Raw genomic sequence first — 13,351 nt, 5'->3', positions numbered from 1 at the left:
TTGTTCAGGCGTCCAGGAGTCCTCCGCTGGCCCAGCGCCGTACGGCGAGCTTCTCTGCGGCGTCGAACTCCAGCAGAGCCACGCGGCAGAGTTCTTCCACATTCGCCGTCCAGGCTGCCGCGAGGCCTTCCGCCGTCGCCTCGTCGGTGAGCGGGAAATTGACGTAGGCCAGGCCTTGAAGGACAAAGCTCACGGCGTTGCGGGAGACCGGCTGGTCCGCGTTGACGCAGTCGTCCCTCACCATCCGGGACAGTTCGGTGCGGTTGAGCGGATGCTCGCGGAGCCTGGCTGCCATGGCCTGGAACATCTGGCGGAACTGGGCTGCAGAAAGTGCCGGCACATCCGTGACCCTGATGACCTGCTCCTCGATGCCGGGCTGCAGGTCCGCGGGCGCAGGTAGGTCCTCGCTCGAGAAGCGCTTCGCGTCCCAGACCCAGCCACCTTGTGCCGGGGCATATTCGACGCCCTGGCCGATCTGGGACACCCACGTCCCAAACTTTCCCCAGCCGCCCCAGTCCGTCTTCAGGGATGGCTCTGCCGTGAGCGCCCGGTGGGCCACCATCGCGCCGTTTACCGGTCCGGGAGCGGCGCGGACAAACTCGAGGACCTCACGGATGGCGGGTGACGCCGCCTTTTTCTTCGCTTTCGCGGCGGCTGGAACGTGCTGTTCCTTCCCGGACGCCACCGCATGAACCGGCTCGACTGTTGAGCCGTTGAGGATGGCGACGAAGTCGTGGGATTCCACCACGTGGTCCGCCATCTCGCGGTACGCGAAGGCCACGGCGCCGGCTGCGATGACTGTGGTCATCCGGTCAGCAGCCCGGAACCGCTGGATCAGGGACGTGAAATCGGCATCGGCCGAGGCGATGAAGAACTCTTCGATGCCAACGTTCCCGGACAGCGCGTCCATGGCGTCAAGCACCAGATTGATGTCCGTGCTGCTCTTGCCGCGCTGCGTCAGCGACGGGCAGTCGATCACGCGGAAGCCGGCGCGGGTCCAGTAGGTCCGGTACTTCGAATACACCACCGGGTTCAGGTAGCAGTTGCGGATCAGGAACCTGCGGGCGTCCTCTCCGGAACCGCCGGCTGACAACGCGTCAGCCCAGTGCTTAGGGTCCTCGGCAAAGCGCTTCGCCGCGACAGGATCCAGTGCCTGCAGGCCGGTGAAGACGTTGTCGAAATCAACAAACATCGCAGCTCTGATGCCTGGCCTGCGGGACGGTGGGAGCGCCTCATTCATTGGCCCAGTGTGCCAGTAACGTCGCGGACTGGCGACCGTTCTGGCTGCGCCGCGCCAGGAGCTTGTCGATGCCCTGTCCATGCCGAAGTGATTTTTCCCCCTTGAAAAATTTATGGTGATGCTTACCGTAGCGCAGCGAGGAGCGAAGTTGATGAAGCAACAAAATGTACTTGAGGTTGTCGTAAATTTCGCTCACGTAGCTGTTGGCAGAGTCACCGCCGTTGAGTCCCGGAGGCTGATGCTGGGGGTGGAGAATGATTCTATGAGGATCGAATTGCTCCACATCGACGAGTGCCCCAACCTTGCCAAGGCGCAGGAGCGTCTGGAATCAGCCCTGACCGCCTTGGGACACAGCGATATTCCAGTGACCATACGACTCCTGGAGTCCGCGACCGATACAGTGGGCACTGGATTCGCGGGTTCCCCCACGATCACCCTCAATGGGTCCGACATTTTTCCGACCGGTGCCACTGCAGACGACCTGGCCTGCCGGATATACGCGACTCCAAGCGGGCTGGCAGGCCTTCCGACGACCAGCCAAATAACCGAAGCGCTCAAAAACAATGGACTCCGAAGGGACCTGCAGATGCTCCTGCTGCGGCAGGGCGATGAGTCGCAAGAAGCTTCATGCACTCGGAACCGAACCCGCCTACATTTGCCGGCGCTGCGGTTTATGGGTTGCCCTCAGGCTTCGGCCAGACAGCCCTGAAAACACTGCCTGACCTGCAGATTACGAAGCGATGTGCCGCTAGGGCAGTTCCTGCACGCCGGCAGGCGGTACGTCGGCCGCGCCTGTTGGGATCCCGCTCAGCGTGCCAATGTAGTCCAGCGTTTTGGGACTGACATGCCGCACGAGCGCAAGGGCTGCCCGGAGAGCGGCACCTTTGGCGTGGTCCTCGAGCGTGCCACGGAGTTCCGCTACCGTTTCGATGCCCTCACGCTCGAATACTTGCGTGATGTCCTCTACCTGGGCCAGGCGGCCGGGCGACGGCCAGTCGATGACTTCCGAGAGCGTCCCCGAATCGAGGTGCTCGCGGAATCCACTCGTGGTAGCGGCATCCGGCCATTCCGCGACGAGGGCTTCGACGCGCGGCTTGACGGTTTCGTTGTAGTTCTGGCGGCGCTGAAGCGTGGCATCCACAATGATGGCCCCGATGTGGTCCCAGCCACGGCTGATATCGGTCGGGGCATCTGTGCCGGGTGAGTCCGTTGGCGCCGGAAGGTTGGCATCATCATTGTCGATAGTCATACCTGAATACTTTCACGTGCCCGCGAAGGCGGCTGGTCGGCGCCTTAGATCAGCGGTACGGGCGAAAGCGGACGACGGCGGGGCCTCCCTCCGTCGTCCGTGGCGCCATCCCGATACGACACGGTGTCTCCGTCCAAGGAGGCGGGTCCGGCGGACCGCGGGGGAGGATGGCCACCCCAGCCGAGAAATGATCCGGGGTGGTTGCATCGGTCTCGCCAAGGACACGATCCTGTTTGGCCACCTACCCGACATCCTTCTCCGTTAAATGTCAGACCCCCACTAGATGATGGAGTTATGGGAAACGCGGCGGTGGCGAACGCATATGAGGACATCTTTGCCGCCATTGATGTGCTGAATTCCGCACTGGACGGGGATGACGAGTCTGGTTCTGAAGCGTCATCGGAGGCTGATCCTTTGCCTGGCATGGGTGATACGTGCCTGGACATCCTCTCCGGCGCCGCGGGAGTGGAGGCGCGGGTGGCGGGACTGAAGGCCCGGGCTGCAGTGAAATATTCGGACGCCGCCCAAGCCTTCGCTTCGCCCGATGCACCTGTTCGGGCACAGGAGATGGCGGTGACCGCGGAGGTCGCCTGCGTACTGAACATCGGTGACCGTGCTTCGGGGGCCCTGCTGAAGCAGTCTCATATGCTGACGGCTGCCCTGCCGCTGACCCTGTCCGCTCTGCAATCTGGCACCATTTCGTGGCAGCACGCGCGGGCCATGGTGGACGAAGTCGCAACCCTCGACCCGGACGGTGCCGCGGCCCTGGAAGCCCACTTTTTGGACCCGGATGCGCCGAACCCGGCCGGCGGTTGTCCCGCAGGGGAGATGCCGGCGTCCCGGTTCCGTCACAGGGCACGCATCTGGCGCGAGCGCCACCACACCGAGAGTATCGAGAAGCGCCACGCAAAGGGTGTCCTGGACCGCCGGGTGGAGTACGCCCCGGACCAGGACGGGATGGCCTGGCTCTCTGCATACCTTCCCGCCGACCAGGCCGCAGCAATCTGGAACCGGACCACTGCCGTCGCCCGCGGTCTGCAGGGCCCAGACGAGCCCCTGACCCTCACCCAACTCCGGGCCGACGTCCTCGCCGCCGCCCTTCTCAGCAGCGGGAATCCGGCAGAACATGATCCCGGGCAGCTTCCGCCGCCTCGGGCCCACGTTTTGGTGACGGTCCCTGTGTTTTCACTGCTCGGCGCTACCGAGGAGCCTGCGATGCTTGACGGCTACGGTCCGATCCCCGCGTCGATGGCAAGAGATCTCGTGTCGAACGGGGCCGATTCGTTCTACCGCGTCCTGGTTGACCCGCGGGACGGGGCGCCCCTGGAGATCGGTCGAGCCAACTACCGTCTCACCAAGGCCATGCGGAACTGGCTCCGGCTGCGCGACGGTAAGTGCCCGTTCCCGGGCTGTTCCAACCACTCCCTGGACAACGAAGCGGACCACATCCTCGCCTGGCATAAGGGCGGAACTACCGGTGTATCGAATTTGGGACAGCCCTGCCCCAAACATCACCGCCTGAGACACACCAGCACCTGGAGACCCACAGCGGCGAGCAAGAACGAACCACCCGGCTGGATATCGCCCACGGGCCGGCACTACAAGAGCGAACACCAGGATTGGGAACCTCCACACTGGCCAAGAGAACCAAAACCGGAAGCGCGCACGAACGGGCATTGGCTCCCCACGCCGCGCGAAGGTTGCGGCGATCGGGATTTTGTTCACATCGGACTGTCTCTTGGAGAGAACGGCGTGGAACGGTTCCTCCACTCCACCGGTTGATGCGCGCCCAAGGCAGTCTCCCTGTGCCTGTGCCTGTGCCTGTGCTTGTGCCCGTGAACCGTGCACAATTCACGCCCCAGCCTGCCTCAGGGTTTCCGCCGCCGGTGATCGCAACCCGGGCGCCCGGCAATCCTGGAGTCCGGAACCCCCGCGCACCCGGCAACCTTGGCGCCCGGCAACCCCGCCGCGCACCAGAGACGAGCGGACGACGGCGGGACCTCCCGCCGTCGTCCGTGGCGTCTTCCCGACACTGACGCACGGTGGGACGATTTCAGTATGACTGAGAAGATCCCTGACGGCCCGCAGGATCACGGCCCATACCAGCACGCCCACGCCGCTCCGACAACCCAACAAATGCGGACCGTAGGTCAACGCCGCCGAGAGGCGGAGGAGAAACTGGAGCACCACCTCCAGGAAGCCAGCCACAAGGACGATCCGCACCCCGATGTGGTGCCTGAGTCCGAAGGGGCCGGTCCGGTGGATAGTGGGGGCGAAGGATCCCCAGCGGAGAAATGATCCGGGGCACGCTGCTTAAAGGAAGCGCAGGACCACATTGCCCCGCTTGCGTCCGGTGTCCACGAAGCGGTGGGCCTCGACGACGTCGGCGAGGTTGTAGGTCCTGTCGATGACTGCCTGATACTTGCCTTTCTCCGCGAGGCCCACGAGGTGAGCGACGTCGTCGGCGGTGTAGGTGAGCTTGAGGCCGCCAAAAGTGACCAGCTTGCCGCTTCGGCGGCTCTGTCCTCGCGCGCCGAGCATGCCTTTGAGGTCGGCGATGACCAGGAGCAGGGCACCTCCCGGCGCGATGCTCCTTTGTACCCTCGCGAACGGGGCGTTCCCCACGCAGTCCATGACGACGTCGTACGTTGTGCCGTCTGCGGTGAAATCCGCTGCGGTGTAGTCGATGAAGCCGTCCGCGCCGAGTGATTCCACCAGTTCCCTGTTGGCCCCGCTGCTCACAGCGGTGACGTGGCGCCGAGGTGCTTGGCCAGCTGGATGGCGGCCGTTCCCACAGCTCCGGAGGCGCCGTTGATAAGAACCGTGTCGCCGGTCTTGATAGCCGCCATTCCCAGGAACGTTTTCGCCGTGAGTCCGCCGAAGAGCAGCGTGACGGCCTCCTCAAAGCCCATGTTCCGCGGCTTGGCGGCGATGGGCCCATTCGCCGGAACGGACACGTACTCCGCGTGGCCGCCGAACCCTGCGCCGAGCATCGCAATAACCTCATCGCCAGCCCGGAAGGCGGTCACGCCCGGGCTGATGGACTCCACCACCCCGGCCACGTCCATGCCGAGGACACGGGTCCGCGGGCGGAAGAGGCCGAGGGTCAGGGCCGTGAGAGCCCCGAGTCCCTTGGGGACATTGCGGCTGCGGACGCGGTGGTCGGCGACGCTGACCGTGCTGGCCATGACTCTGATGAGCACCTCTCCGGCGCGCGGAGCGGGCTGTGCGATCTCCTCGACGCGGACCACATCCGGCCCGCCGAACCGGCGGTTGGTCGCGGCTTTCATGGTCCGTGCTCCCGCGGCTGCAGCTACCGCCGGCTGGCTTGGGTTCATGGTTTGGCTCCTCGATTTTCCATGAGGTGTACTACGTACACCTATCTGATGGGACTGACATTAGGTGTACTTAGTACACTTGTCAATGGAAGATGTTTGCAGCGTCGGAAGCAGGGAACAGTGACTCAGCAGATTGCCGTGGAACGCCGGCCGCGGTTGAACCGGGATCGTGTGCTGCAGGCGGCCGTCTCCCTCGCCGACGAGGTGGGGATCGGCCCGCTGAGCATGCGCCGCCTCGCCCAAGAACTGGACGTGGTGCCGATGGCGCTGTACAAACACGTGGCCAACAAGGAGGAGCTCCTCGACGGCATGGTGGACGTGGTCATCGGCGAGGTTGACCCTCCCGTTGCCGGTGCTGACTGGAAGAGCACGGTGCGTCTGCGGGTGCTCTCTGCGAGGCGGGTGCTCCAGCGCCACAGGTGGGCCAGGCGCGTCCTGGAAACCCGCACCAACCCGACCCCCGCCGTCCTTGGCTACATGGATTCGTTCATCGGCATGTTCTTCGCCGGGGGCTTCTCCGTTGACCTCACGCACCACGTGATGCATGCCATCGGAAGCCGGATGTGGGGTTTCACGCAGGAACTGTTCGACTCCACGGCCACTTCCGATGACGACGCTCCCGCGCCGGTGGCACCGGAAGTCCAGGCTGCCATGTTCCAGGAAATGTCCGCCAGCTACCCGAACGTCCTGCAAGTGGCGACTGCTGCCAGCCACGATGACGGCTCGGTAGTCGGCAGCGGCTGCGACGACCAGTTCGAGTTCGAGTTCGCCCTGGACCTCCTCCTGGACGGCATCGAACGGCTCCACCAACGGGACTGGACGTCCAGGGGTGCGCGGCTGGAGCGGGGATAAAACGGACGCGGACGACGGCGGGACCTCCCGCCGTCGTCAGCTTGCGCCTGTGGGTATCATCGGAGCACCTGTCCCTTTGAGAGTGGAGTTACCCATGCAGCTCGGCGCTTTTTCGATCAGCCTTACCGTCAAGGACATCGCGGCGTCGGCTGCGTTCTACGAGAAACTGGGCTTCACCAGTTTCGGCGGCGACATCACGCAGAACTGGCTGATCCTCAAGAACGGCGAGACAGTCATCGGCCTCTTCCAGGGGATGTTCGAGAAGAACATGCTGACGTTCAACCCGGGCTGGAGCCAGAACGCGGAAGCGCTGGATGCCTTCACCGATGTGCGCGAGCTCCAGCGGAAACTCAAAGCCGCGGGCACGGAGTTCGTTTCCGAGGCTGATGAGGCGACCACCGGCCCGGGGAGCTTTATCGTCGTGGATCCGGACGGCAACCCGGTGCTGGTGGATCAGCACGTCTGACCTGCCGGCGGCTCACTCTCACTAAGGCGGCGCTTAGCTAGGGCAGCCGCGACGCCCGCAATAATGTGGCTTCACCGGCGCGCTCAGGCTCCAACGGCACGGGGCTAACCAGCGCCGCCGGTCCGCGGTGCAGAACGCCGTCGGAAAGCACCCGGCACCGCACGCCACCGCGTCCGCGCATTGCTTTGTGCGCCCCCGGGGCGAGCATCTCATCCATCCAGACGCAGGGATGGGCGGGCCGCCCGGCCGTGAGCCGCGCCAGGTCTCCCTGGGATTCCAGCGCAAAGTCGTGCCCCAGCAGCGGAGCCAGGTGGGCGCCTCGGAGCACAACGTTGCGCCGGGTCAGGAGCGGGTCAAGCGGCCCCGTTCCCAGCTCTGCGACGATGGCCTCAAGGGACTCGATGGCAAACAGCGTGACTGCCGCGTCCATGTGCGCGGCCTTGCCGAAGAACCGGTCACCGACGATGCCCTTGCCCGCCACCAGCTCCACCCGCCCGGCATCCGTGGTGGGAACATCCGCGGCACCCTCGCGGGCTCGGCCAAAGTAGGCGTGCTCCGGAGATACCAGCAGATGCAGGACCTCCACGTCGTACCGATAGGTTTCCGTCATGCCACAAAACTACTCCGCCGCGCGGGGGCTTAACTGACCGTTCGCGCACGCCCCAAACGCAAACGGACGACGGCGGGAGGTTCCGCCGTCGTCCGCTTGCCTTACTGCTACGCGGGCAGATCGCGCCTTTCGTGTGTCTGCCCGTAGGGGACATCGCGGCTGACGGCGACCGTGTAGCTGGTGTAGCTGTGCTGTGTGACCAGGATGCCGTGGCGGCTTTCCGTCATGGCGTGTTCGCGGGCCATTTCCACGGCGGTGTTGAGGTCGTTTTCGACGGTGTCAGGATCGTGGGCTGTGATTGCCAGGACGAGGTCAGAGTGGCGCTTGATCATGGTGGTCTCTTTCTCGGCGGGATCCCGGGACTCTGGGTGGGCACAGGCTTCCGGGGCCGGGCGTACCCAGGAGGCGGAAAGCGGTCGTTCCAGTGGGGTTGCCCGGCATCTCTGATGGGGCGGTGGCCGGCCGAATTGTCCGGCGGGCTGGATCGGCGGAAGCGTTTGTTCCTACGGATCTGTAGCCAGTGTGCCTGAAGCGACGGTCCCTGGGCAATAGGTGGGCCGAAAAAATCGGGGGAGCCTGACTAAGCGCCAGAGTACGACGGCGGGAGGTCCCGCCGTCGTACGGCTCTAGGCCTAGGCCTGGACCAGCAGGCCGGTGGCGAACATCAGTCCCATGCCCAGCACGATGCCTGCGCCGGTGAGCGGGGTGAAGGTCTTGCCCGCGGTGTCCTTGAGCATTGGCAGGAGTTTGACGGCCACCTGGGCTACGGCTCCGGCTCCGATGCCGAGCAGGAAGGCCGCGAGGGCCGGCTGGTAAACGGTCGCCCCGATGAGGGCTCCGGCGGCCGCGGGGGCTCCTGCGATGAGTCCCAGGATCACCAGGCGGCCCAGGCTGGGGGCTTGTTTGGCGAGCGGGGTGACGATCGCCAGGCCCTCGGTGGTGTTGTGGACGGCAAAGCCGACGATCAGGGAGGCGCCCAGGGCGAGTGAGCCCACCGCGTAGGCGGATCCTATGGCGAGGCCTTCGCCGAAGTTGTGCAGGCCGATGCCGATGGCGATCAGCAGAGCCAGGTGCTGGGGCGGCAGGGCTGAAGGTTGGCCCGCGGTAGTCGAGTTCTGGTGCCGGCGCATCCACGCATCCGTTCCCTCGAGGATGAGATAGGCGGTCACGGCGCCGAGGAAGACGACCATGGGGCCGCCGAACGCGCCGCTGCCGGCCACGAGTCCCACGGCTTCGAGGGTCGCGTCGATGGCCAGGAAGGCCAGCAGCCCGACGGTGACTCCCAAGAGGACGCGGACCCAGGACGCGGACGAACGGCGCACGAACGGCATCCACAGCATTCCCAGGGCCACGGGTATCACGCCAACATAGATCCCCATGAGCAACATAAGTCCGAAGAAGGAGCTGCCGCGCTCCGGACTCAGGGCGGCCGCGTCAATAACCGCCGGGATCTTGCCGCCGTTCGACGTCACCAGCGCCACCTCGTAGGGATCCCCTTCCACCCAGTTGTAGATGATGGTGAGAGTGGTGGACTCCAGCGGCGCCATGGTTTCCCGGGTCTGCGTGAACACGGCGTAGTAGTCCGAGACATTGACCTGCGCGATGGACACCGGATCCGGTCCCTCGTTCCGGACGGTAATGGTGATCTGGCCGGCCGTCAGGCGGACGTCTTCGACGGCGACCTCCTCCTTCGGCGGAACACCCTCGGAGAGTTTGTTGAGACCGGGTGCGTTGAGCAGGGTGAACAGACCCAGCAGGATGGCGATCAGGACCAGCGGTCCAATGCCGAGCAGCCACCGAGGGACGGGCGGCCGCCTGTGGGGTGCTGCGGCCAGAGCGGCAGCTGACTTTTCGTCAAGGCTCATGATGGGCTCACATCGAAGAAGCCCATCCAGCCCAGTTCAGCGAACTCGGTCTTGTGGGCGTGGAACATGTATTTGCCCGGGTACGGGAAGCGGAGTTCAACGATGCCGCGCTGGCCCTGCACCTGGGAGATGGTGTCGGTGTATTCACTGGGAGTCAGCATGGTCCCGGTGGGGTAGTAGTGGAAGAAGTTCCCGTGCACGTGGAAGGAATTGATGGGGTCGTATTCGAGGACGTTGATGAGGTGGATCCGGACGAGCTCGTTTTGCTTGACCTGGACAGGGAAGTCCATGAAATGGAACGGCAGGCCGTTGACGGAGTAGAACTCGTTGTCGTCGCCGCCGTCGGTGTTGTAGCCGTTCATCACCATGACCATTTCGTTGTTGGCTTTCGGCCGGCCTTCTTTGGGTTCGATGATGAAGCCGCCGTAGAGGCCCTTGGCGATGTGCGGCGCCAGTGGTGACTGGTGGCAGTGGTAGAGATGCGTGCCGAATGGTGTGGCATCAAATTCGTAGGTGAAGCTTTGGCCCGGGGCGATGGACCCGGCGCCGATCCCCGGAGTGCCGTCCATCTCGGCCCGGTGGATCCCGTGGAAGTGGATGGTGTGGGGGTGCGCGCCGGCGTTGGTGAAGTGGATCCGGAGGGCATCGCCTTCCTGCGCCCAGAGAGTCGGACCAGGGATCCGGCCGTTGTAGCTCCAACCCGGGAACGTCACCCCAGGGGCGATCTCGAAATCTTTATCCACCGCGACGATGTCCCATTCCCGGAGGGTGCGGCCGTCCGGAAGAGTGCTGGTTTTGCCTCGATCGAAATCGTGCAGGATCGCGGTCGGGTCCATCCCGGCGCGCTCAGGCGGGACCGAACCGCCGGCGAAGCCGGCGTGACCGGCATGGTTCGCCACGTGGCCAGCGTCCGTGCGGGGCGAACCAGCGCCCGCCGCTGAGGAACCGTCCGTGGAGGTCTTCGCTGCCTGACCGGACATCGTGCCGTGTCCGGCGTGATGGCCGGGATCCTTGGAATCCAACGGCACCCAGCCGGCAAGCGCAGGCGCGGCGGCGATGGCCGCCGCTCCCGTGAGCATGGCACGCCGGGTCGGCAGCGTCTTTCCCACTGGTTTCGGCATGCCGTCCATCTCATCTCCATTGATCAAACACTTTTGTTAGACCAGTCTAACATTCATGTTCGGCTGGTAATATGGGGTTATGACCGTCTCCGAGCTGACAGCTGCCGCGCAGGACTACCTGAAGATGATCTGGTCCTCAACGGAATGGGCCGAGGCTCCCATCACCGTTGGCGCCATGGCCGAGCGGATGGCGGTCAAACCGTCAACCGTTTCCGACGGCATCCGTCGGCTGGCAAAGCAGGGCCTGGTCACCCATGCCCCCTATGGCAGCATCGAGCTGACGCCCGCCGGCCGGGCACACGCCGTCGAAATGGTGCGCAGGCACCGCCTCCTGGAGACATTCCTCGTGCAGATTCTGGGATACGGCTGGGACGAGGTGCACGACGAGGCCGAGATCCTCGAGCACGCCGTTTCCGACACCATGATCCAGCGCATCGACGAGAAGCTCGGCTTCCCCACCAGGGATCCACACGGCGACCCAATTCCCTCGGGAAATGGGCTACCGCACCCCCCCGCAAGGGGATCCCCTGACATCCGTGGAACCGGAACGGACGGTCACCATCACAAGAATCTCGGACGCGGACCCGGACATGCTCCGGTACTTCACCCAACTCGGGCTGGGACCGGACACCCGGCTTCAAGTATTGGCACACCGCCCGTATGCGGACGTGACCACGATTCGGGTCGGGGACCGCGACGTTGACCTGGGCCCCTCCGCAGCAGAAGCCATCTGGGTAGTGGCAAACTAAGGGCCCTCCCGGACAGCGTGCCGGGATGGCCCGGTATATGCCCGCCGTGCCCCACACCGCAGCGGCCTGACCGCTGGAAAGATAGAGTGTCACGGTGAAGATTGCCCTGGCTCCCGACGGCGCCGAGCTGGCATGGGCCGAAGAGGGCAGCGGCGAGCCCCTGCTCCTGATCGCCGGCCAGGCAATCGCCATGGACGGCTGGGGACCCACGGCGGAGGCCCTGGCACAGCATTTCCGCGTCATCCGCTTCGACCACCGGGGGATCGGCGGGAGCAGCAATGGCGATGCCGGCCGCTACACCACACGGCTCCTTGCCGCCGATGCGGTTGCTGTCCTCAAATCCGCTCGCGCTGAGTCTGCACACGTGTACGGGCACTCCATGGGCGGGCGGGTGGCCCAGTGGCTCGCCATCGATCATCCGCAGAATGTTCGTACGCTGATTCTTGCTGCCACCAGCGGAGGCAAACTGGCCGGAGGAGAGCCCACCAGGTACGCCATGGAAGCGCTCGTCAGCGGTGATATGGCGCGGCTGGAGCCCCTGTTCTTCGCTCCGGAATGGGCCGCGGACCACTCCGACGCAATACACACTTTCTTCAATTCGAGGGCCACCGCCTGGGCCAAAGCACGCCACTTCCGGGCCAGCCGGGACCACGACGCATGGAGCCGGCTCGGCAGCATCGAATCGCCCACGCTCATCCTCCACGGCACCGACGACGCCCTGACGCCCATGCCCAACGCCGTCCAGCTGCACCAGCACATCCGCCGCTCCACGCTGGTCAAGGTCCCCGGCGCCAGCCACGGCCTCCACCTGGACCGTCCGGAAACCATTCAGTGGATCCGGCAGTTCATCGCCGCTAAAGCGGCCCGTTAAGGCAGAAAGCGGACGACGGCGGGAGGTCCCGCCGTCGTCCGCTCCGTTGGCGTTACGAAGATGGCCGCTCAGCTCGGTTGGAGCACTCAGCCAATCTGCTTGGCAAGCAGATGGGGGGAGTTCAGTCGATTGCCTCGATGCCCAGCCGTTTGAGTTCTTCAAGGTGGTTCCGCATGCTCTGAAGCACCTCGGGGGAATGTGGCTGCCAATCCAAGAACTCGTCAACTACTCGCAGGGACTCTTGGGTGCGGTAGGACCTCGTCGGGTTGCCCGGGAACCTTTTGTCCGTCAGATTGGGGTCATCCTCATAGGGTCCCGTGGGCTCCACGCGGTAGATCCTGCCTGGTCCCTCGCCCACCCCGAGCTCCGCTCCCCAGGTCGCCGCATCCAACGTGGCGGTCAGGTAGATATAGTTCGCCGTCTTTCCCTCCCCGAAATTCGACGTAAAGCCGGGTTTCAGCAAGTCCCCAGGCTTCAGGTCAGCTTTGGTGCCGTAGTAGAAGGGCCCGGGATCCCTGGCCTCGGACGGCATCGGTTCCTTCTCCATGAATGGCCTCTTCGAAAGTGGGCTTCCACTCTAGCTCGCAAACGCCTGACTCCGGTTGCTCCGGCACTTGCGGGAGACTGGCGGGATGGCTTTCGAATCAATACTGCTGGCCGCGATTCCCGCCGGCACCGTGGAGCTGCGCGGTGCGCGGTCCGGTTCCCGCCGGGAAGTCATGCTGCATCCCTTCGAGATCGGACAGATCCAGGTCACGTGGGCGGATTGGGTCGCGGTGTTCGAGAGTGCCGGTACACCCGACTCCGTGCTGAAGACTCCGGCACATCCGATGTGGGCATGCCGTGCAGGGACGCTCGGACCCACGTACGGGCTGCTGATCGGCGTAGGGTCGACATCCGTGGTCCCCTTCCGGTCGGGTGGACACGGCTCCGGGACTGATCCGACGGCGGGAGGTCCCGCCGTCGTGCGTCTGATCGGCTAAGGCCCCA

17 protein-coding genes and 1 pseudogene are annotated in these 13,351 nt (G+C 64.8%); 8 read left to right on the top strand and 10 right to left on the bottom strand.

Translation table 11 applies throughout. The features are described from left to right. Positions 1-4: 4 nt before the first annotated feature. The 3 genes from NG701_RS14075 to NG701_RS14065 all read right to left on the bottom strand — a co-directional run bounded on the left by NG701_RS14075 (position 5) and on the right by NG701_RS14065 (position 2,489). On the bottom strand, positions 5-1,240 hold the full coding sequence (locus NG701_RS14075) for an NYN domain-containing protein (protein ID WP_252568430.1): 1,236 nt from the start codon (positions 1,238-1,240) through the stop codon (positions 5-7). Continuing rightward, entirely contained in the window at positions 1,233-1,436 is a 204-nt protein-coding gene (locus NG701_RS14070) for a hypothetical protein (protein WP_252568429.1), read from the bottom strand. The genes NG701_RS14075 and NG701_RS14070 overlap by 8 nt, the downstream gene beginning before the upstream one ends. 552 nt (positions 1,437-1,988) lie before the next feature. Beyond that, positions 1,989-2,489, bottom strand: a complete 501-nt coding sequence (locus tag NG701_RS14065; protein ID WP_252568428.1) for a hypothetical protein — start codon at positions 2,487-2,489, stop codon at positions 1,989-1,991. Positions 2,490-2,783: 294 nt separating this feature from the next. Here NG701_RS14065 and NG701_RS14060 point away from each other — a divergent pair, with 294 nt between their 5' ends. Together NG701_RS14060 and NG701_RS14055 are read left to right on the top strand one after the other, a co-directional pair. Beyond that, complete coding sequence (locus tag NG701_RS14060; protein ID WP_252568427.1) at positions 2,784-4,271, top strand: HNH endonuclease signature motif containing protein; 1,488 nt, start codon at positions 2,784-2,786, stop codon at positions 4,269-4,271. 276 nt (positions 4,272-4,547) lie between these two features. Further along, entirely contained in the window at positions 4,548-4,787 is a 240-nt protein-coding gene (locus tag NG701_RS14055) for a hypothetical protein (RefSeq protein ID WP_252568426.1), read from the top strand. Positions 4,788-4,802: 15 nt separating this feature from the next. On the opposite strand, the gene NG701_RS14050 is transcribed toward NG701_RS14055, so the two are convergent. Beyond that, positions 4,803-5,231, bottom strand: coding sequence for a zinc-binding dehydrogenase (locus NG701_RS14050; protein WP_252568425.1), 429 nt, complete (start codon positions 5,229-5,231; stop codon positions 4,803-4,805). Then, positions 5,228-5,827: an NAD(P)-dependent alcohol dehydrogenase gene (locus NG701_RS14045; RefSeq protein WP_252568424.1), complete on the bottom strand. Its 600-nt coding sequence runs from the start codon at positions 5,825-5,827 to the stop codon at positions 5,228-5,230. The genes NG701_RS14050 and NG701_RS14045 overlap by 4 nt, the downstream gene beginning before the upstream one ends. A 120-nt stretch (positions 5,828-5,947) precedes the next feature. Here NG701_RS14045 and NG701_RS14040 point away from each other — a divergent pair, with 120 nt between their 5' ends. Further along, entirely contained in the window at positions 5,948-6,679 is a 732-nt protein-coding gene (locus tag NG701_RS14040; protein WP_252568423.1) for a TetR/AcrR family transcriptional regulator C-terminal domain-containing protein, read from the top strand. A 94-nt stretch (positions 6,680-6,773) separates the two neighbouring features. After that, positions 6,774-7,145 carry a VOC family protein gene (locus tag NG701_RS14035; protein ID WP_252568422.1) on the top strand — a complete coding sequence of 124 codons (372 nt, stop codon included), beginning with the start codon at positions 6,774-6,776 and terminating at the stop codon, positions 7,143-7,145. 37 nt (positions 7,146-7,182) lie between these two features. Here the strand turns inward: NG701_RS14035 and NG701_RS14030 are convergent, their stop codons facing one another. The 4 genes from NG701_RS14030 to NG701_RS14015 form a co-directional block, all read right to left on the bottom strand. Next, a complete protein-coding gene (locus NG701_RS14030) occupies positions 7,183-7,755 on the bottom strand; it encodes an MOSC domain-containing protein (protein ID WP_252568421.1) in 573 nt (190 codons plus the stop codon). Between the two features lie 107 nt (positions 7,756-7,862). Then, on the bottom strand, positions 7,863-8,087 hold the full coding sequence (locus NG701_RS14025; protein ID WP_252568420.1) for a hypothetical protein: 225 nt from the start codon (positions 8,085-8,087) through the stop codon (positions 7,863-7,865). Positions 8,088-8,387: 300 nt separating this feature from the next. After that, positions 8,388-9,620: a ZIP family metal transporter gene (locus NG701_RS14020; protein WP_252568419.1), complete on the bottom strand. Its 1,233-nt coding sequence runs from the start codon at positions 9,618-9,620 to the stop codon at positions 8,388-8,390. Continuing rightward, a complete protein-coding gene (locus tag NG701_RS14015) occupies positions 9,617-10,741 on the bottom strand; it encodes a multicopper oxidase domain-containing protein (protein WP_252568418.1) in 1,125 nt (374 codons plus the stop codon). Before NG701_RS14015 ends, NG701_RS14020 begins: the two co-directional genes overlap by 4 nt. A gap of 79 nt (positions 10,742-10,820) precedes the next feature. On the opposite strand from NG701_RS14015, the pseudogene NG701_RS21175 reads away from it, so the two are divergent. From NG701_RS21175 to NG701_RS14005, 3 genes and pseudogenes are all read left to right on the top strand, one after another. Then, a pseudogene (locus NG701_RS21175) lies at positions 10,821-11,168 on the top strand (metal-dependent transcriptional regulator); the annotation flags it as partial. Between the two features lie 67 nt (positions 11,169-11,235). Further along, positions 11,236-11,490, top strand: coding sequence for a FeoA family protein (locus tag NG701_RS21170; RefSeq protein WP_308292605.1), 255 nt, complete (start codon positions 11,236-11,238; stop codon positions 11,488-11,490). 94 nt (positions 11,491-11,584) lie between these two features. Then, a complete protein-coding gene (locus tag NG701_RS14005) occupies positions 11,585-12,361 on the top strand; it encodes an alpha/beta fold hydrolase (RefSeq protein WP_252568417.1) in 777 nt (258 codons plus the stop codon). Positions 12,362-12,482: 121 nt separating this feature from the next. On the opposite strand, the gene arr is transcribed toward NG701_RS14005, so the two are convergent. Beyond that, positions 12,483-12,908 carry an NAD(+)--rifampin ADP-ribosyltransferase gene (arr, locus tag NG701_RS14000; RefSeq protein ID WP_252568416.1) on the bottom strand — a complete coding sequence of 142 codons (426 nt, stop codon included), beginning with the start codon at positions 12,906-12,908 and terminating at the stop codon, positions 12,483-12,485. Between the two features lie 85 nt (positions 12,909-12,993). On the opposite strand from arr, the gene NG701_RS13995 reads away from it, so the two are divergent. Beyond that, positions 12,994-13,344 (top strand): hypothetical protein, encoded by a 351-nt coding sequence (locus tag NG701_RS13995; protein WP_252568415.1) that lies wholly within the window; start codon positions 12,994-12,996, stop codon positions 13,342-13,344. Positions 13,345-13,351 lie beyond the last annotated feature (7 nt).

Origin of the sequence: Pseudarthrobacter cellobiosi (assembly GCF_023913815.1) — a bacterium.
In the GTDB taxonomy this organism is placed as follows: domain Bacteria; phylum Actinomycetota; class Actinomycetes; order Actinomycetales; family Micrococcaceae; genus Arthrobacter; species Arthrobacter cellobiosi.
The sequence above is the reverse complement of the archived record's forward strand: the minus strand, read 5'-3'. Positions and strand labels throughout refer to the sequence as shown.